The organism is Microvirga lenta, from assembly GCF_020532555.1.
Classification (GTDB): domain Bacteria; phylum Pseudomonadota; class Alphaproteobacteria; order Rhizobiales; family Beijerinckiaceae; genus Microvirga; species Microvirga lenta.
Genome location: NZ_JAJBBR010000008.1, coordinates 389,390 through 407,751, shown reverse-complemented (window position 1 = coordinate 407,751; position 18,362 = coordinate 389,390). Strand labels below are relative to the sequence as shown.

Below are 18,362 nucleotides of genomic sequence, written 5' to 3'. Positions count from 1 at the left end.
AGTGCATGGCGCCGTCACGCAGACGGCGCTGTCATAACGGCGCTGTCGAGCCCATTCAGCGCGGACGTGATGTCATCCTCGCCGATCATGAGGGGAACACAGCCGAAGAAGCCCTGCGCATCCGCCTCCTGCTGCGCCGAAAGCGTGGCGGCGGCCATCACGTAGAGGCGCTCGGCGGAGATGACCGGAAGCGGGGCAGGAGGATCGGCGAGAAGCGCTGGATCCAGGAGAACCGCGGCCCGGCACGACACGCTCTCTCCCGGAACGATGTTTTCGATGAGGCCCGTGGCGATCGCGGAGCGGATCGGAGCTACGATGTTGGCCTCTGCGCGCCGGTAGGTTGGCCAGTGGACGAGGCCGAGCTTCAGGCCTCCTTCCACGAGGCGCTCCCAGTGCGCGACGTCCCGCTCGAAAGGCCGCGCCGCATCGGCGAAGTTCCCGACGACGACCACGTCGATGTCCTGGATCGGCTCTTTCTGTCCGAGAACGATACGGGGGGCCGGGAAGCGCCGCTCCGGGGTCATGCGCAGATCGGGCTCGGGCTTGGCCATTTCCGTGGCGTGCCAGAAGCGGTAGGCCTCCTTGTACTGCCGGCGCGCGCCGTAGTTCACGGTCGCGATCCCAGCCGCCTTGGTCTGCGTCAGCGAGGAGCCGCTGAACAGGATGAGGGTCAGGGGCGTGGCCGGGAAGAGCTTGTTCGTCGCAAGACCGTGCTTGACCTTGATACGCTCGTAGAACTCGGAATCCGCCCCCAGCCGGGTCACGTCCCAGCCGCCGAGATCGGCCATGACCTGCCGCTTCACCAGAAGTGACGAGGTGTTCTCCATCAGCATCCCGGCCATATTGGCCTTTACGTCGAAGCGAAGATCCATCGAGACGCGGACGCCGATCGTCGTGCTGATGCCGTCGGGCTGCGAGAGCGCATGGAGCATCTGCGCCGCGAATTTTTCGGGATGCGACCAGTCGTCCGCATCGTGAACGGTCACGAAGTCGCCCGTCGCATGCGCGAGGGCGGTGTTCCTGGCCGCATAGGCGCCGCCGTTGCGTTCGTGACGCAAGGGAATGATGCGGTTGTCGCGCTCGGCGAAGCGCTGGATGACCTGCCAGGTCTCATCCGGGCTCCTGTCGTCCACGACGAGCACTTCCAGATTGCGCCAGGTCTGGTCGAGAATGCTGGTCAGAGCGATCGGCAGGGTGTCCGCGCAGTTATAGGCGGGCATCAGGACGCTCAGCTTCGTCGTCGCCTCGACCGAGCGAGGATTGGCGACCTTGAGGTTGTCGAGGCTTAAGGGAGCATCCGGGTCCCGTTTCTCGATCTTGGAGAAGCCCCCCTCCTCGTAGACCCGGTTCAGCCATGCCAGGCGCTCGGCGTCGGCGGTGGTCAGGGAGCCCGCCCGGCTTGCGAGCGCATAAGCTATATTGGCGGCCGAGAAGTAGAATTCCGCTCTGGTCTCGGTGCCGCGCGAGGCCCATTCCAGCCATTCCTGGGCCTCGTCCAGCCGGTCGAGCCGGAGCAGGCACTCGACCACCATGAGTTGGGTGTAGACATTCCGCCGCATCCTGGGGATCGCCGTCGTCATGAGAACGAGGTTCTCGAGGGCTCGGCCGTAGTCCCGGTTGTAGGCGTACCACTTGGCGAGCGACCAGGCCGCGGCGGCCAGCACCTTGCGGTCGCGCTGGGCTGAGAGCTTGGACAACTCGATCTCGCCGGAGGCCCGCTCCCCGAAACCGGACCACAATTTGGACCCCAGGGGATGCAGTCGCTGGTTGGGGTTGGGCTGCAGGAGCCGCTTCCATGCCCTGCCGTTCAGGAAGAGAGGAATCGAATCCAAGCCGAACGCAACCTTCTCGACCGATCCGGGAAAGTTCTTCTTGATGAGTGTCCGAGCATCGGCCGGAACGATGTGCTTGATGGTTCGTGCGACCGTCATGGCTTAGGATCAGGTTCCAGGATGTGGCGAATGACCAGGACCCAATCTTGGACCCAGTACGTGGGACGAAGCTATAGATCGGTTACAGGGATACGCAAGGGGCGTGCGGACGCATGGAACGGCGGTGACGGACCCACCGCCGCATGAGGCTGGAGGATCGGGACGGGCTCTCCCGAACCCGCCTGGACATTTACCCAGGGAGAAACTGCTGGTCGGGCGTATTTCAGCCGACCTTCGTCGAGGTTTTCAGCAGAATGACGACGGCCTCGGAGGTATTATGATCGGGGCTCTCGTAGCCGAATGTCGCAGCTGCGTTCGCGCCATAGAAGCTCATCGGCTCGAATGGCAAAGGCTCCAGCCAACCTTTTCGGCGCAGCCATTGGACTAAAGCCTCTTCATCTTGCCGCCATTTGAGCTTGCGCCAGCTGCCCGCCACAGCGCCGAGCGCAAAGACCTGTCGGCCGCCGGGTGATAGCAGGGCATCGATGCTTTTCAGGGCCTTCTCAGGCCTTGGGTCGTCATTCCGGAGAAAGCCTGAATGGACGCAGAGATCGACCCGGCCGTGAAGCTCGGGCGGGACCTCGGAGAGATCCTCCGCAAAATGGATGCCGTCCATTCCATCAAAGATGGTTTTCAGAAGAGGGTCGGAGCCGAGCGCCAGGACGCGTCGATTTGGCAGCGGCTCGCAGGCATAGGCAGCCAGCGCCAGCCGACGGTGATGCGGAGCGGATCCGCACCCGGCGCATGTGGTCGTCTGCTCGTCCGGAGGAGGAAAGGGAGTGCCGCAGATCGGGCACTGCGGCTTCTCGGCGATGGGTTTGCTTTTGCTTGCCTTGGTCTGCGCGCTCGACGCTCCGCGTGCCGGCGCGGTCGCGATCAGGCCGACCAACTGCGTAGGAAGCCGCTCCTTCAGAGAACGACGGGCCGACAATGGAATGAGGTTCTTGATCGCTCTTAATATGGTCACGTCGTGCTCTTCATGTCAGGTTGAGCAATGACCTGCCCGTTGGAGGCGCTCTGGGCGGACGAGAGCAGGTCCTGTTCACCGGCGGAGAGCCTGCAGCCACGCCGCAGGAGGATTTTTACTCGGTCGCGAGCCTGGGTGGTCGCTGTCCTGTCGCCCGAGGCTTGCGCCAGCAGCAGCTGCGCGAGCCAGAAATCGGGGAGATCTTCGACGCAGGTGATGTGCTCGTGTCGTTCGGCAAGGAATATTTCGAGCCCGGACAGGTCCGGCAGGCTCCTGGACAGAGCCGCGAAATCCATGCCCAGAAGAGGAGTTTCGACAGAGATGTTCACAGACGCCAAGAGCGCTGAAAGCCGCCCGAGCAGTTCCGCTTCCTCAGCCGTTAGGTCATGGACCGGCAGAACGAGGCGAACGATGCCGAGGTCCTCGCAAAACAGCAGCGCAGCGGCGATCGCCGGCACAAGGATGTTAAGTTGGCCTTCTTGGTTCGCAAAAACGCCGAAGTTGGAGGCGACCACCACGTTGCGTGGTCCAATCAACGTCGTATAGGCGCTCTCGCTCAGCCTGAATGAGAGATCCGCCTTTCGAGTCTTCAGCAACGCCGCCGACCGGTAGGACCCGTCGCACACGATGGCAGTCCGCGTCCCGGTCGGAATGCGGGCGGGCGCCATCTCGACGCCTTCGATGAGCACGTTTCTCGGCAGGAAAAGTTCGCGCAGGGGTTTGGCCACATCGACACCGCAGCCGCGGGCCGGGCAGAGGCGACCCGACACGAACGGAAACAGAAGGAGCGCATGAGCTGCCGCCTCCCGGTCCCTGTTGCGCTCGATGACCCGTCCATCCACCCAGGCCATCGCCGCAGGCGGATAGGCATCATAGTTTTCGGGCGTGTACCGGACCGTGGTAGTTCGCTCGGAGGACTCGATGACAGTTTCTGTCTTCACTTCAAACCTCTGCGTCGACGCGGCGGCCGTTGGTGAGAAAACCTCCCAGCTTCGCCCGTACGAGAGTGCCGGTGGCCGGGCCCAGGGGAGGAAGATCGAGCCGGTATCCATCATCCTCGCCAGTGGAAAGGACGCAGCGACCGCAATGCTTCCCGATAACGCGAAGAATCCCTTCGATGTCGCGGCCAACGCCGAGCGTCTCACCCTTTCGGTCGGGCCCGCTCAGAAGATCGTGCTCGAGGATGGGGAGATTGGGATAGGCGAGGGGGAGTACGACTTCATCCGCGCTGGCGATGGTCCCAATCCGGGCGAAGCGTGAGGCGATGTCGTCCTGGGAGGAGGACGCATCATCGAGAGGAATTGTTACGGCGACAATGCCGCGTGATCCCTCAGAATCGAACTCGAAGGTAATGCTCCGGTGAGACGCCAGTGCTGAGGCAAGGAACTTGAAGGTGTCGCTGCTCCCCGGTAGGGGCACCATGAATTCCAGCCGCATGCTTTTCGCCAGGAGCCGCGGCGGCAGATGGCGGATCGCGTCGATGACCTCCGAAAGGTCCATCTCGGCCTGCGGATTCGCGCGCGACGCCTTCCCGAGTTGGTGATCCCGGTCGGCCGAGACGGTGCTGCGAGCCATGGCCTTGCTGATCCCCGCAGTCGGCTTCTGAGCCGAAAGGTAGGTTCCTGCCGGATCGTTCGCATGAATGCGGCGAAAGACGACGTAGTGGCCGCAATGAGTGAGCCGGATGCCTGCGCGCGCGATCCTGTTCAGAAGGTGATACTCGGAATCGACTAGGAAATTCTCATTGTAGCGGTAGTGTTCGAGCACCCGGCGTCTGACGAGAAAGCTCGTGTGACTGGGTGTCCTGCCGAACATCATGGACGCGCAGTCGAAGGCCCTGCGGCCCGGGTTGAGCGTCAATGCGCCGGTCTGGTCGTCGAACCCGATCGACCCTCCATAGGAGCCGGCGCAGTCGTCGATGATTGCGGCAAGCTGCCGCTCCAGCCGGCGAGGGAGCATGATGTCCTCGTCGCTGTGGATCGTGATGAACTCCCCCTGCGCCAATGCGGTCGCGCAGTTCCTGGCGAAGCCCGGTCCTCGGCTCTCGCCGAGCTCCAGCAGCCTGATGCGCTTGTCGTCGAAAGCGTTCAATATGGGTCTCAGCCCTTCGCCAGATCCATCGCTGACGACGAGAAGCTCGAAATCCTGGAACGTCTGACGAAGGCAGCTTGAAAGCGATTCACGGAGCGAACCCGGGCGCTCTCCAATGGGGATGACAATGGAGACCGTTGGAACGAACGGTGCCGAGCCTCTGTAGGAGCGCGACAGATTTCTGACGATAGTGTGATCGTTCTGCAGAATTTTCTTGTTCTGCTCGATGGTCTTTGCTCCCGCAGGGGAGGCTCCCCGGGAGTCCGGAGCATGCCAAATGTGGTAAATCTGCGCCGCGGGATCCTCGACCCAGTTCAGCAGAGCGCCGGATCGGCGTGCACGCTGCACGAAGTCGTTGTCCTCGCCGCCCCACACGGTCATCCGCTCCTCAAAGCCATGAAGCCGCGAGAAAAGAGCCCTGGTAAAGGTCGCGGAACCTCCCATGCCCCATCGGGGGCGGATGGAGGATACGCTGCAGAGTTCGTCCCAGTCGAAGGAGGAAAGGCCCTCTGCGCCATAACCCTCCGGTAGGTCCCGGCACTGGATGATCTGCACGGAATCCGGCATGCGAGAAAGATTGCTAAGCAGGACCTCGTGCGATCTCGGTGAGAAGATGATGTCGCCGTCCGTCGTCAAAATGTTCTGGCTGGACGCAATCCTGATGCCAGCGTTCAAGGCAGCGGAGCGACTCCAGACATCTGCGTCGGTATAAACATAGCCGCAGCCGAACCGCTCTGCGATTTTTCGAACGGCAGAGCTGTTGTCGGAGCCGTAATCCGAGATGACGATCTCTAAATCTTCAGTATTGGACGATCGGTGCGATCGGATGGCGACTTCCAGTCTGTCCAGTCCCCAGTTGCGAATGCCGATAATCACACTGAGACTAGGATTTCGGCCGATCCTTTCTGTGGGATTGCTGGTGATATCCATTCTGCGGACCTATCGCTTTTCGCGAGGAAACATGCTTACTAGCGTGCTCGCCTCCCTTTGAGAAGGGGGTAGCCGAGAGACGGCTCCTGACCCCTGCAATCGCCGCCAATGAGGCCTTTCTTCACAGGGAGGGGGTAAGGGAGAGGCGGTGCCGCGCGGGCAGCGCGGAAATCCCAAGGGTGTTGGCAAGAAGACCCTGTCGGAGTATATCCGCCTTTAACGAAGTATGTTCTGTTTCAAGCAGAAGTTGTGCGGCTAATTTTCCTTCCAGGGCTTTTCAGCAGGCAAGGGGCATCATGAAGCGGTTTCTTGTAACCGGTGGCGCCGGATTCATCGGTTCGGCGGTTGTCCGAATGCTCGTGCGAGACACGCTCTATCAGGTGCTCGTGGTCGATAAGCTGACCTATGCGGGCAACCTGGACTCCCTCAAGCCTGTCGCCAACAATCCGCGATACGGGTTTGAATGTGCCGACGTGGCCGATCCCGAGCGGATGCGCTCGATCATCCAGGCTTACCAGCCTGACGTGATCATGCATCTCGCAGCCGAGAGCCATGTGGACCGGTCTATCGACGGACCTGGAGAGTTCGTGCAAACCAACGTAATCGGCACCTATGTCCTGCTCCAAGCGGCTCTGGAGTATTGGCGCGGCCTTTCGCCGGAGCGACAGGCGGCTTTCCGCTTTCACCATGTGTCGACCGACGAGGTTTTCGGCTCCCTCGGAGACGAGGGTTTCTTCCATGAGGAATACCCTTACCAACCGACTTCTCCCTATTCCGCCTCCAAGGCCGCATCGGATCATTTCGTGCGCGCGTGGCATCACACCTACGGTCTACCGACGCTGGTCACGAACTGCTCCAATAATTACGGGCCCTACCACTTCCCCGAGAAGCTTATCCCCTTGGTGATCCTCAACGCGCTCGAGGGAAAGCCACTCCCGGTCTACGGCAAGGGCGAGAACGTTCGGGACTGGCTCTACGTCGACGACCATGCACGAGCCTTGATCCTCGCGGCGGAGCGGGGGCTTCCGGGCGAGACCTACGCCATCGGCGGGCATAACGAGCGCCGCAACATCGACGTGGTTCGCACCATCTGCGCTCTCGTCGACGAATTGGCCCCCGATACGGGTATCGGTCCCCGGGAGAAACTCATCACCTACGTCGTTGATCGGCCCGGGCACGATCGGCGCTATGCCATCGACGCCTCGAAAATCGAGCGTGACCTCGGTTGGCGTCCTGCAGAGACCTTCGAGACTGGACTACGCAAGACGGTGGAGTGGTACCTGGACAACCGCGAGTGGTGGGAACGCGTCCGCTCTGGGGTATATCGCGGCGAACGACTTGGAATTGTTGCCTAGACGTATCTTGGGTGCCTGGAGTGCAGTCCCGCAGCCGAGTCCATCCAAGATCCAATGAGCTGACAGCATCATCCATCGGGCAGGACGAAAAGGTGCCCTCGCCTAAACCGGGCATAGAGCTTTCAAAGAGAATTCAATGCGCCTCATCGTGATTGGCAAGGAAGGCCAGGTCGCCCGCGCGCTTGCGGAGCGGGTGCTCGCCCATGGGGCGACCGCTGTCTTGCTCGGGCGGCCGCAGCTCGATCTGGCCGATCCTTCCGGCATCGAGGACATCCTGGTCGAGACCGGAGGCGATCTCATCGTGAACACGGCGGCCTACACGGCCGTGGATCAGGCGGAGGCCGAGCCGGAACTGGCGGAGGCCGTCAACGGCATCGGCGCCGGCGCGGTCGCCGGCGCGGCGGCCACGATGGGCGTGCCGATCATCCATCTTTCGACCGACTACGTGTTCGACGGCACGGCCTGGCGGCCGTACCGCGAGGGCGACGAGCCCCGGCCCCTCGGCGTGTACGGATCCTCCAAGCTCCTGGGCGAGCGGGCGGTCGCGGCCGAGGCACCCGATCACGTCATCCTGCGGACCGCCTGGATCTACAGCCCCTTCGGCCGTAACTTCGTCAGGACCATGCTCCGCCTGGCCCGGGAGCGGGACGAGGTCGGCGTAGTGGCCGATCAGGTCGGGTCTCCGACCAGCGCCTTGGATATCGCCGACGGTGTCATCGCCATCGCCCGCAATCTGCTGGCCAGGCAGGACGAGGCTCGTTTGCGCGGCATCTTCCATATGACCGGATTGGGCACAGCCAGCTGGGCAGAGTTCGCCACGGAGATCTTCCGGCTGTCGGCCCGCCATGGGGGGCCGACAGCGCGCGTGCGTCCGATTGCGGCTGCGGACTATCCGACGCCCGCAAGAAGGCCCGATGATTCGAGGCTCGATTGCACCAAACTTGCCAGCGTGCATGGGGTCGCCCTGCCGGATTGGCACACCTCTCTCGAACCATGCATCAAACGCCTCCTCGAAGAGGCGAAAGCTCAGGAGACCCGATCATGAAGGGCATCATTTTGGCTGGGGGCTCCGGCACGCGGCTGCATCCGATGACCTACGTCACGTCGAAGCAGCTTCTGCCGATCTACGACAAGCCGATGATCTACTACCCGCTCACCACCTTGATGCTGGCGGGCGTGCGGGACATCCTCATCATTTCCACACCCGATGACCTGCCGCGGTTCAAGCAGCTTCTGGGTAGCGGCGAGCGCTGGGGCATCCGGCTGTCTTATGCGGAGCAGCCGAAGCCGGAGGGGCTGGCGCAGGCCTACATCATCGGGGCCGAGTTCGTGGCCGGGGGGCCGTCGGCCCTGATCCTGGGCGACAACGTCTACTACGGCCACGGCCTGCCCGAGCTGATGCGGGAGGCCCGGGATCAGCCAGCCGGCGCCTCCGTGTTCGCCTACCACGTCACGGATCCGGAGCGCTACGGCGTGGTCGAGTTCGACCCGAAGGGGCGGGCGATCTCGATCGAGGAGAAGCCGGCGCAGCCGAAGTCGAGCTGGGCGGTGACCGGGCTCTACTTCTACGATGAGCAGGTGGTGGAGATCGCGGCTGGCCTCAAGCCCTCGGCGCGCGGGGAGCTGGAGGTCACGGACGTGAACCGGGCCTATCTCGAGCGGGGGCAGCTGCACGTGCAGCGCATGGGGCGCGGCTATGCCTGGCTCGACACGGGTACGCCGGACAGCCTGGTGGAGGCGGCGGAGTTCGTGCGGGCGCTGGAGAAGCGGCAGGGGTTCCGCATTGCCTGTCCGGAGGAGGTCGCCTTCAACATGGGATGGATCGATCGCCAGCAGCTGATCAAACTCGGCCAGGAACTCGCCAAAAGCAGCTACGGAAAATACCTAATGCGGATTGCCGATCAGGTATAGGTGCGCAGTTCGTCCCTACCTGGCGCTATCGGGGAATGATTTGACCCGATAACGTTCGTTTCCAAGCGCTATTCCTGCCGAAGGGGAGGGGGCGTTTGGCGGCATGGGCCCCGAGATGACGGATCTTCTGCCGCTTGGCCCTTGCCGCCCGACGGTGGTCGTCTTGTGTCTTCGACCTCGCACATCGCTCATGAGCGGGCCCTAGGTTCGCCAGTTCATCTGTGCCACCAAGTTCCAGGGCGCGAAAGTGCTCGGCAATCCAGCGTTCGCGGACGCCATTGATCCTTTGATGGCAGATCACACAGACGCCTGCTGTCCTCTCCCACACCTGAAGTCGCCGATGGGGCGTAAGCCTGCGACGGGATGTCGTGCCCATATCCTCTGTTTCAACAAAGCACATAGCATACCTCCGTCACGGGTGGGGGCGGTGTAGGGAGCGGTTGTCATGGCAGTGCTTTCGACTGTCTTCATCAAGATACGCGATGATCCGCTGAAACAGTCGCTCCCATTCGGTGCGCAGCGTTTCACACGCATCAATCAGGTCCGATAGCCGGCGCTCACGTTCTGGATTAGCCGGAACTAAACACACCCGCATTCCTAATGATGCAACAGTCGGGGAGGCATGCCGCGTAGACAACTTCGGCCTGTATACTGTCCTTCGCGGAAGGGAGCGTGGTGGTCTCTGTGTCATCGTAGTGCCTCCCTGTTGTAAAAGGGAAAACCATTGAGTTCAGTCCCTGCTCCTCCTCGTGACAAAGGTCCTTCGATCGGAGCTATCGGGGCTGCTTGCGGAACCAAGAGGAGAGACGCAGTTGCCTGAAGTGCATCACGGCCCTTGGCTGCAGCCTCGGAATGAGCCACAAGATGAAATGCCGCGCTCGGTATCGGGTACAGCAAGAGGATGAGGGTGATAGGCCAAGTAGTTCGAAGTATGAATGACATGGTGAACCTCAGGATGTATAATACCTAAAGTATCATTTTGACCTGCCAAAGTCAATACTTTAGGTATCAAAAAATGCTTAGGGGCTCGAATTGGTGCTAACAAGTGAGCAGGTCCGTGCTGCCCGGGCGCTATTACGTTGGGAGCAGAAGGATCTGGCGGCGGCTTCTGGCGTATCACTGCCAACAATCAAACGGCTTGAAGCGAAGCCGGGTGTCTTGAACGCTCACGGTCCAACTCTTGGAGCATTATCCCGAGCACTGGAAGCTGCTGGCGTTCAGATCATCCCTGAAAACGGTGGCGGTCCTGGTGTCCGTTTGCGCTACCCTATCCGAAAAGGTCCCGCCGAGCCCTGATACCAGCAACAAGCTTCGATTGGGTGGTGTTCAGGAACTCGCTCGTGGGTTTTAGGGGATTAGCAGTGCCTTCCAGCCAGATGCTCGGACGAGCCTGAACTTGTGCAGCCCATCCGCACAAAGGCGCTCGCACACTGCCGTCATTTTGGAATGTGGGCCAGCAGGGCGAATAACCGATCGCATCGCAGCTTGAACGCGCCGCTGGTTCAGCCGTGGTTCTGCCACCGAGGGGCGGGGCGGCTTCGTCCGATGCCCAAGAGCGAAACTGGCCGATCCGGGAGAAGGCCAAGGGCCGGTCGTGGCGTGGTCCAGCCTGGAATCAGAAAGATCCACGCCAGCATCATGAACGGATCCGACCCTACTTCAGGATCGAAGCATTGAACCACTCCATCCGAGCCTAGGCTCGACCTTTCGGTTCCAAATCCTCAAGCCCGCCGTCCGTCACCGGCTCCAGAAGTGACCGGAGCATTTCAATCATCTCCGCCGCTTCAAGAAACAAGGCCTGGGCGTCGGCTGCCGGGATCCCTTCGTCATGGTCCGACGCCGCTTTGAGACGATCAACGAGGTCTGGACCTGGCATACCATCTCCCCCGTGAGGCCTTCGGCCGCCTCGGTTCAACCGAACACATTCGCCACTTGCCTTCCGGATTCGGTGCCGTGTCACTGCCCAAGGTCTTCGTTCTCCTACGACGATCTTGATAGCACACGATGGTCGTGAGCCGAGATGTCCCGAAGCGCAAGGATCCTACCGGAAGCACTCTCCCCCGGCTGCGCCGCTCCTCGCCGCACCTGCGGACGGTATTGCAGCGTGTGATGCCACCCGCCCGATCCCGGCGGACAGCGGGAGTAGCCGGAGCATACCGATCCTATGCGCACCCCTTAAAGACTGTCCAGGTTTGGGGCCCTCATGGCCGTCTCCTGCGGGTGCCGTCGCTTCCTGCACAGCGTCGGGCAACCGCATCGGATCCAGGTCACCTTCCGGATCTCGTGCCTTTGCCGCCACCCTCAGGAGGGTCGCGGCGCTCTGGGCCGATCGCATCCAGCGGCCAGAATTCGATGCCGCGGATCACCAACCTGACCCTGCCTGCCGGCTCATTGGCCTTGATCCACCAGAGTGCTCCACAGGGAACTTTCGCGAGGTCCTAGGGAGCCGACAATTCGCTCTTACATCCGTCATAGCGCGTCGGCGGAAGGCGATCGGACCGGCGCAGCAGCACTGGTCACGTTCAGGGCATACCGGCCCCGGCCTGGCCGACCGAGCGACATGAGAAAAGGACGGATCTCGCTATGGCACGCAATCTTGCAACAAATGCCCATCTGCCGGCCACTCAGGATGAGCGCATCAGACGCTCCCCGCCGGGCCGTGACACTCTGGTCGCTCTGACCAATCTCGGGCTGCTCGTCGCCAAGCGTCCGCTGGTGATCGGCGAGAGTGAACAGGACTACGACGAGCTGCTGGCGGAAATCGCCGCCGCCGTGGCGCCCAGCGACACTATCGAGACGCTGTGGGTCAAGGACATTGCCGACCTCAAATGGGAGGCCATGCGCTTGCGGCGGATTCAGGCAAGCCTTCTGATCAGTGCGGCAAAATCCGCTTTGGCGAGGCTGTTGCGCAGCGGTAACGCTGGCGTGATTGATGGCACTCAGACGTTTACCGTTTCCGAGCTGGTGAACGGCTTTGCCGAGGGCGACGGCAAGGCCACGGCCGAAGTCGAGAGGGTCTTGGCGCACTTTGGCAAGGACATGGACGCCATCTTGGCAGAGGCCCTTATCGACAAGCTCGATCAGATCGGCCCGATCGAGCGCATGATCACAGGGGCGGATCTCCGTCGGAACAAGGTGCTCCGGGACATCGATCGGCGGCGCGATGCGTTTGCCCGCCGGCTCCGCGCGAGCGGCTACGCCAACACCGAACGGTGACATGCTGTCCCCTAGGCTGAGGGCAAAATCCGAATGACCTCACAACGCAAAATTACCGCCAATCGCGCGAATGCCCAGCGCAGCACCGGCCCGCGCTCGGCCGCGGGCAAGGCATCATCCCGCCGCAATGCCACCAGGCACAGTCTCGCTGTGCCAGTCTCGGCTGTCCCAGACTTGGCCCGGGCGGCGGCGCAACTGGCACGGCATATCGCCGGCGGGCAAACCACGAACCCGGCCATCGTGGAGGCTGCAACGCAGCTGGCCGAGGCCGCAATCGATGTGCTTCGTGTGCGCCAGGCCCGGGCACAGGCTATCGGTGAGTTGGTGAGCCTCCTCGATCTGCCACCGCCCCCGCCGGCAGACAAACGGTTGCCACCTCTGCCGGTGCTGCCGCGTCCGCCCACACGTCGCGAGACGTTACGCGCCTATGACAATGGCGGTGGGCCCGCAATAACCGCACTCTTTAACGCTAATCTCCTCGAGCGCTACCATGTCGGGCTCGAGGTGCGGCGGCTAAAGGAGAGCCGTCCGCTGGCCCAACAGCGGGTGAAACAGCACTCCGCACAATCCCGGTTGACCTGGTCCCGGCTCGAGAAGCTCGAACGGTATGAGCGCCGAGCGCTGTCACGGCGGCGCAGCGCGGTCAAGGCTCTCCTTGCTCTCGAGGGTTCCGCCCCTTCCAGCGACGAGGAGAGCTGAATCTGGCAGAACGAACCCACTTGGCTCACGCAAAGAGCGGGCCCGGAAGCCCGAGCGGCCCACGTGAATCACTCCTGCCCGGAGGCCAGGGCAATATCCTGTCGCTGAATGCGAAGGAGACACCAGCAGAGGCCAAACCCGCGACGGGGACAAAACCACGGGTTCTCCGACCTAAGAATGGGCCTCCCGGTCGGGACAAACTGGGGTGAATGGGAATGATCGATGCGGACGAGACCGGAGATGAGCTCAAACCTTGGACATCTGGGTCTGCTTGGCTCATGGTCCTCGGCGTCCACGTCTGGAGTTTGGCAGAACAAACCCACCAGCTCGATGCCGACGCTTTAGTCCAATCAGGACCGGCGCATGGCCCTCATCCGTCATTTGTAAGGCTCGTAGTGCTCTCCCCAAACTCGCGGTGAGCCGCCCCAAACCGGCTTTTCTTTCTCCGGAGCCTTCCCATCTTTAGCGGCAGAGTTCAGAGATCCTGCCCAATCGGCAGTCGCTTCGTGAAAGTCGCTCCCGTTGCCCCCTGCACCCCCTGCACCCCCTGCACCCCCTGCACCCCCTGCACCCCCTGCAGATGGAACAACAGGTGCTGGAAACCCGCCGATCGACTACCAAGCCCTGTTCGATTCCTCTCCGAACCCCTACGTGCTGCTGGCGCCGGATTTCACCATCCTCGGCATGAACGAGGCCTACCTTCGGGTGACCATGCGCACGCGGGAGGACATTACCGGGCGCAACATGTTCGAGGCCTTCCCGGGCGAGGGCGCCAGCGTCGAGCAGCTGCGGGCGTCCCTCGATCGGGCGCTCAAGAACCGCAGCCCGGATCACCTGGCCCTGATCCATTACGATATCCCGCGTCCGGACGGGAACGGCTTCGAGGAGCGGTTCTGGAGCGCCACTCACACGCCCCTCCTCGATGCGGCGGGCGAGGTCTTCTGCATCCTCCAGCACACGGTCGACGTCACCGAACTGCATCGCCTGCGCATGGCGGCGCGGTCGTTCCCCGGGGCGGCGGAGCCGGCAACCCAGGTCGAGGGCGATGTGCTCCGGCGGGCCCAGGCGGTCCAGGAGGCCAACCTCTCCCTCGACGCGGAGCGCCGCCACCTCCGGCGCCTGTTCGAGCAGGCCCCCGGATTCATGGCGGTCCTCGCAGGGCCCGAGCACCGCTTCGAACTGGCCAATGCGGCCTATCTCCAGCTCGTCGGCCACCGGGATGTCGTTGGCAAGACCGTCCGCGAGGCGCTGCCCGAAGTGTCGGGGCAGGGCTTTTTCGAGCTCCTCGACAACGTCTTCACCAGCGGGCAGCCGTTCGTCGGGCGAAACCTGAGGGTCCTGCTCCAGCACGAGCCGGCCGGCACGCCCGAGGAGCGTTTCGTCGATCTCGTCTACCAGCCCATCGTCGGAGCCGACGGCACGGTGTCGGGCATCTTCGTCCAGGGCCACGACATTACCGAACGGATTCTGGCCGAACAGGCCCTCCAGGAGAGCGAGCGCAAGTTCCGCATCCTTGCGGATGCCATGCCGCAGATGGTGTGGTCGACCCGCGCCGACGGCTTTCACGACTACTACAATGCCCGCTGGTACGAGTTCACCGGCATGCACGAGGGCTCGACGGACGGAGAGGAGTGGAACGGCATGTTCCACCCCGAGGATCGGGATCGGGCGCGAAAGCTCTGGCAGCATTCCCTCGCGACCGGGGAGCCCTACCAGATCGAATACAGGCTGCGGCACCGCAGCGGACAATACCGCTGGACGCTCGGCCGGGCGCTGCCGGTCCGCAACCAGGCCGGCGAGATCGAGCGCTGGTTCGGGACCTGCACGGACATCTCCGAGATCAAGGAAGTGGAGGCCGACCTGCAGGCCGCCAACGACGAGATCCAGCGCTTCGCCTATATCGTGAGCCACGACCTGCGCGCGCCCCTGGTCAACATCATGGGATTCACCAGCGAGCTCGAAGCCACCCGCAAGGCGATCGAGCGCTACCATGCAGCCGTCCAGGACCGGGCGCCGGATCTCGCCACCCAGGAGGCGCGCGTCGCCATCGAGGAGGACCTGCCCGAGGCGATCTCCTTCATCCGCACCTCGACCGCCAAGATGGATCGCCTCATCGGTGCCATCCTCAGGCTCTCCCGCGAGGGGCGCCGGGTTCTCACTCCGGAGCCGGTCGCCATGCGCGACCTCCTGGCGGTCTGTCAGCAGAGCCTGAGACACCAGTTCGAGGAAACCGGTGCCGAATTCATCATCGAGTCTGCGCCGGACCTCACGAGCGACCGGCTCGCCCTGGAGCAGATCTTCGGCAATCTCATCGACAATGCGGCAAAATATCTCGATCCCGCCCGACCGGGCCGCATCGTGGTCAGGGGGGATGAAACGGGCGCATATCTCCGTTACGAGGTCGAAGACAACGGCCGGGGCATCGACCGGAAGGATTTCGATCGCATCTTCGACCTTTTCCGGCGGGCCGGGTCGCAGGACAGGCCCGGAGAGGGCATCGGCCTGGCGCATGTACGCTCCCTTGTGCGACGCCTCGGCGGGGCTATAAGCGTGTCGTCGCAACCAGGTCAGGGCTCGACTTTCACGGTGCTTCTGCCCAAAACGCTTCATATCGCATCAGAGGCCGCCTAATGCCCCAGCACCAGTCAGTCACCATCGTCATGGTCGAGGACGATGAGGGCCATGCCCGCCTGATTGAAAAGAACATCCGGCGGGCCGGCGTCTGCAACGAGATCCGGCACTACACGAGCGGCACGGCTGCACTCCAGCACCTGCTCGATCCCGCCATCCGCAACGGCGGTCCGCTCCTGGTGCTACTCGACCTCAACCTGCCGGACATGAGCGGCGTCGACATCCTCGCGCAGATCAAGCGGGACGAGAAGCTGCGTCTCGCGCCGGTCGTCGTCCTGACGACCACCGACGACCAACGCGAGATCCAGCGCTGCTACGATCTCGGCGCCAACGTCTACATCACCAAGCCCGTCGAGTACGAAACCTTCTCGCAGGCGATCCGGCAACTCGGGCTCTTCCTGTCGGTCATCCAGATACCCGAGGCATCGTGAGCGGCTCCTCCAACCCGGATTTACGGCGCATTCTCTACATCGACGACGATGCAGGGCTGGGCCGTCTCGTGGAGCGGGCCTTCGCGCGTCACGGGGTCTCCGTCACCCATGTCCAATCCGGCAACGAGGGCCTAACGCGGCTTTCTTCCGGTTCCTTCGATGCGATCGCGCTCGACCATTTCATGCCGGGCCGGGAAGGGCTGGAAATCCTCGCCGAGGTCCAGACGCTGCCGGATCCGCCTCCCGTCGTCTACGTGACCGGTTCGGATGAAGGCCGCATTGCGGTCGCCGCCATGAAGGCCGGGGCGGCGGACTACGTGATCAAGGACGTGAGCGGTGCCTTCGTCGAACTCCTGCACACGGCGGTGGAGCAGGCGATCGAGGCCAAACGCCTGCGGCGCGAGAAGGAGGAGGCCGACCGGCGGATGCAGGAGGCTCGGGAGCGGGCCGAGATGCTTCTGCGCGAGGTCAATCACCGCGTCGCGAACAGCCTTCAGCTCGTGGCGTCCTTCGTGGCCATGCAGCAGCGCGCCATCAAGTCCGATCGCGCCGCCTGGGATGCGCTCACGGAAACGCAGGGGCGGATCACGGCCATCGCCCAGATTCATCGCCGCCTCTACACCTCCGAGGATGTCCGTTTCGTGGAGATGGACACCTACCTGCGGGGCCTCGTGGAAGAGCTCGAGGGGGTCATGCGGGCCGCCGGGCGCGAGCACGTGATCCAGCTGCGCGCCGAACCGCTTCGCGTGCCGACCGACAAGGCCGTGTCTCTCGGCGTGATCGTGACCGAACTCGTCACCAACGCGTTCAAGTATGCCTATCCTCCAGGCCGTTCGGGCGATATCCGGATCACCCTGACGTCCCTCGGGGACCGTGCCTCCCTTGTCGTCGAGGACGACGGCATCGGGTGGCGGGGCGACGGGATCGTGCAGGGCACGGGCCTCGGCACCAAGATCATCCAGGCCATGGTGTCGAACCTCAATTCCTCCATCGCGTTCGACCCGACCCACGCAGGTACGCGCGCCGCGCTTCTGTTCTCGAACTGACGGCAGCGCCTGCGCCACCGGACGGGGAACGCCGACAATTATCCTCTTATATGTTATATATTAGCGTCAAAATAGACCTGCTGCAGGCTGGATGTACGATCAATATACCGGCAGAATTCGTCCAGGATCATTTATGAACGGTGCTGCTGCTGACGTATATTAAGGAATATATCGTGCTTTCGTCTGCTATATATGCGAAATCGTGCGCCAAAGGCACTGCCGATGTGCAGCTGAGTCTCTGATCTTTTCGTGTGATTTCGGTTTATTTCTCGACAAGCCAAGAGAAGAGGCCCGCTTTTCCGGGTCGAGAGTCCGTTTTTTGGAAACCAACTCCCGAGAAGTCCGTTCTCAAGAGGTGCGCGCTTCCAAGCGCCCTGGTCTCAATCAACGGAGGAAAACATGCTTAATCGTGTCGCCATCGGACTTCTTGCGGGCACGCTTCTATCGGCTCCGGCGCTGGCGCAGACCGGCACCACGGCTCCGTCCGGCACCACCACGACGGTTCCGGTCATCCAGCAGAACCAGCAGGGCACGCAGATGAACCAGCAGGGTTCGGCGGCCACCATGCAGGGCGGCAATATCCAGTACGTCACCGAGAACCGCCCTGACCTGTGGCGCGCCTCGCGTCTCGAGGGCGTGAACGTATACAACCAGAACAACGAGCGCATCGGCGACATCAGCGAAGTGCTGGTCAATGAGCAGGGTCAGGTCGAGGCCGTGGTGATCGGCGTCGGCGGCTTCCTGGGCATCGGCGAGCGCAGCGTGGCGGTGCCGTTCAATGCGCTGCAGTGGCAGCAGGAAGAGGCTCGCACGGCAGCGACCGGCACCGGCGCGGCCGGTACGGTCGGCACGGCCGGCACGGGCATGGGCGCAGGCGGCCAGACCGGCACCAACACGGCCATGACCGGCGCGGCGCCGGCCAACAACAACCGCGCCGCTACGGGCGCCACCGGCACGGCGGGCACCACGACGGCGATGACCAACAACGCCTCGCCTGCAACCACCGGCACGGTGGGCGATGCCTACGGCGTGCGTGCCACGGCCGGCGACGAGATGCGCGACTATCCGGAGCGCGCCATCCTGCCGAACGCCACCAAGGAGATGCTCGAGCGGGCGCCGGAATTCCGTTATTCCCGCTAAGCGAGAGTCCACGA

Annotated in this window: 15 protein-coding genes; 10 read left to right on the top strand and 5 right to left on the bottom strand. The window is 62.9% G+C overall.

The genetic code is table 11. The annotated features are described in order from the left end of the window. Window positions 1-14: 14 nt before the first annotated feature. The 4 genes from LGR44_RS14705 to LGR44_RS14690 all read right to left on the bottom strand — a co-directional run bounded on the left by LGR44_RS14705 (window position 15) and on the right by LGR44_RS14690 (window position 5,919). Window positions 15-1,931, bottom strand: a complete 1,917-nt coding sequence (locus LGR44_RS14705; RefSeq protein ID WP_226741446.1) for a glycosyltransferase family 2 protein — start codon at window positions 1,929-1,931, stop codon at window positions 15-17. A gap of 223 nt (window positions 1,932-2,154) precedes the next feature. Continuing rightward, window positions 2,155-2,898 carry a hypothetical protein gene (locus LGR44_RS14700; RefSeq protein ID WP_226741445.1) on the bottom strand — a complete coding sequence of 248 codons (744 nt, stop codon included), beginning with the start codon at window positions 2,896-2,898 and terminating at the stop codon, window positions 2,155-2,157. After that, window positions 2,895-3,950: a hypothetical protein gene (locus tag LGR44_RS14695; protein ID WP_226741444.1), complete on the bottom strand. Its 1,056-nt coding sequence runs from the start codon at window positions 3,948-3,950 to the stop codon at window positions 2,895-2,897. The genes LGR44_RS14700 and LGR44_RS14695 overlap by 4 nt, the downstream gene beginning before the upstream one ends. Continuing rightward, window positions 3,841-5,919 carry a glycosyltransferase family 2 protein gene (locus LGR44_RS14690; protein ID WP_226741443.1) on the bottom strand — a complete coding sequence of 693 codons (2,079 nt, stop codon included), beginning with the start codon at window positions 5,917-5,919 and terminating at the stop codon, window positions 3,841-3,843. The genes LGR44_RS14695 and LGR44_RS14690 overlap by 110 nt, the downstream gene beginning before the upstream one ends. A gap of 293 nt (window positions 5,920-6,212) precedes the next feature. Here LGR44_RS14690 and rfbB point away from each other — a divergent pair, with 293 nt between their 5' ends. From rfbB to LGR44_RS14665, 4 genes are all read left to right on the top strand, one after another. Continuing rightward, on the top strand, window positions 6,213-7,274 hold the full coding sequence (gene rfbB, locus LGR44_RS14685) for a dTDP-glucose 4,6-dehydratase (RefSeq protein WP_226741475.1): 1,062 nt from the start codon (window positions 6,213-6,215) through the stop codon (window positions 7,272-7,274). A gap of 136 nt (window positions 7,275-7,410) precedes the next feature. After that, window positions 7,411-8,319, top strand: a complete 909-nt coding sequence (gene rfbD / locus LGR44_RS14680; RefSeq protein WP_226741442.1) for a dTDP-4-dehydrorhamnose reductase — start codon at window positions 7,411-7,413, stop codon at window positions 8,317-8,319. Further along, on the top strand, window positions 8,316-9,185 hold the full coding sequence (rfbA, locus tag LGR44_RS14675) for a glucose-1-phosphate thymidylyltransferase RfbA (RefSeq protein ID WP_226741441.1): 870 nt from the start codon (window positions 8,316-8,318) through the stop codon (window positions 9,183-9,185). The genes rfbD and rfbA overlap by 4 nt, the downstream gene beginning before the upstream one ends. A 1,035-nt stretch (window positions 9,186-10,220) precedes the next feature. After that, on the top strand, window positions 10,221-10,481 hold the full coding sequence (locus tag LGR44_RS14665; RefSeq protein WP_226741473.1) for a helix-turn-helix domain-containing protein: 261 nt from the start codon (window positions 10,221-10,223) through the stop codon (window positions 10,479-10,481). Window positions 10,482-10,878: 397 nt separating this feature from the next. Here the strand turns inward: LGR44_RS14665 and LGR44_RS14660 are convergent, their stop codons facing one another. Then, window positions 10,879-11,061, bottom strand: coding sequence for a hypothetical protein (locus LGR44_RS14660; RefSeq protein WP_226741440.1), 183 nt, complete (start codon window positions 11,059-11,061; stop codon window positions 10,879-10,881). Window positions 11,062-11,768: 707 nt separating this feature from the next. Between LGR44_RS14660 and LGR44_RS14655 the strand changes: the two genes are divergently transcribed. From LGR44_RS14655 to LGR44_RS14630, 6 genes are all read left to right on the top strand, one after another. After that, window positions 11,769-12,401, top strand: coding sequence for a hypothetical protein (locus LGR44_RS14655; protein WP_226741439.1), 633 nt, complete (start codon window positions 11,769-11,771; stop codon window positions 12,399-12,401). Window positions 12,402-12,434: 33 nt separating this feature from the next. Continuing rightward, entirely contained in the window at window positions 12,435-13,100 is a 666-nt protein-coding gene (locus LGR44_RS14650; RefSeq protein WP_226741438.1) for a hypothetical protein, read from the top strand. A gap of 522 nt (window positions 13,101-13,622) precedes the next feature. Further along, window positions 13,623-15,731, top strand: coding sequence for a PAS domain-containing sensor histidine kinase (locus LGR44_RS14645; protein WP_226741437.1), 2,109 nt, complete (start codon window positions 13,623-13,625; stop codon window positions 15,729-15,731). Then, on the top strand, window positions 15,731-16,162 hold the full coding sequence (locus LGR44_RS14640; protein ID WP_226741436.1) for a response regulator: 432 nt from the start codon (window positions 15,731-15,733) through the stop codon (window positions 16,160-16,162). The genes LGR44_RS14645 and LGR44_RS14640 overlap by 1 nt, the downstream gene beginning before the upstream one ends. Further along, on the top strand, window positions 16,159-17,208 hold the full coding sequence (locus LGR44_RS14635; RefSeq protein ID WP_226741435.1) for a sensor histidine kinase: 1,050 nt from the start codon (window positions 16,159-16,161) through the stop codon (window positions 17,206-17,208). The genes LGR44_RS14640 and LGR44_RS14635 overlap by 4 nt, the downstream gene beginning before the upstream one ends. Before the next feature lie 399 nt (window positions 17,209-17,607). After that, window positions 17,608-18,348, top strand: coding sequence for a PRC-barrel domain-containing protein (locus LGR44_RS14630; protein ID WP_226741434.1), 741 nt, complete (start codon window positions 17,608-17,610; stop codon window positions 18,346-18,348). Window positions 18,349-18,362 lie beyond the last annotated feature (14 nt).

Bases quoted from the DNA above. Each gene is read 5' to 3' on its own strand.
- LGR44_RS14705 (WP_226741446.1), bottom strand. From the start codon at position 1,931: ATGACGGTCGCACGAACCATCAAGCACATCGTTCCGGCCGATGCTCGG.
- LGR44_RS14695 (WP_226741444.1), bottom strand. From the start codon at position 3,950: ATGGATACCGGCTCGATCTTCCTCCCCTGGGCCCGGCCACCGGCACTC.
- LGR44_RS14690 (WP_226741443.1), bottom strand. From the start codon at position 5,919: ATGGATATCACCAGCAATCCCACAGAAAGGATCGGCCGAAATCCTAGT.
- rfbD (WP_226741442.1), top strand. From the start codon at position 7,411: ATGCGCCTCATCGTGATTGGCAAGGAAGGCCAGGTCGCCCGCGCGCTT.
- rfbA (WP_226741441.1), top strand. From the start codon at position 8,316: ATGAAGGGCATCATTTTGGCTGGGGGCTCCGGCACGCGGCTGCATCCG.
- LGR44_RS14660 (WP_226741440.1), bottom strand. From the start codon at position 11,061: ATGCCAGGTCCAGACCTCGTTGATCGTCTCAAAGCGGCGTCGGACCAT.
- LGR44_RS14655 (WP_226741439.1), top strand. From the start codon at position 11,769: ATGGCACGCAATCTTGCAACAAATGCCCATCTGCCGGCCACTCAGGAT.
- LGR44_RS14650 (WP_226741438.1), top strand. From the start codon at position 12,435: ATGACCTCACAACGCAAAATTACCGCCAATCGCGCGAATGCCCAGCGC.
- LGR44_RS14640 (WP_226741436.1), top strand. From the start codon at position 15,731: ATGCCCCAGCACCAGTCAGTCACCATCGTCATGGTCGAGGACGATGAG.
- LGR44_RS14630 (WP_226741434.1), top strand. From the start codon at position 17,608: ATGCTTAATCGTGTCGCCATCGGACTTCTTGCGGGCACGCTTCTATCG.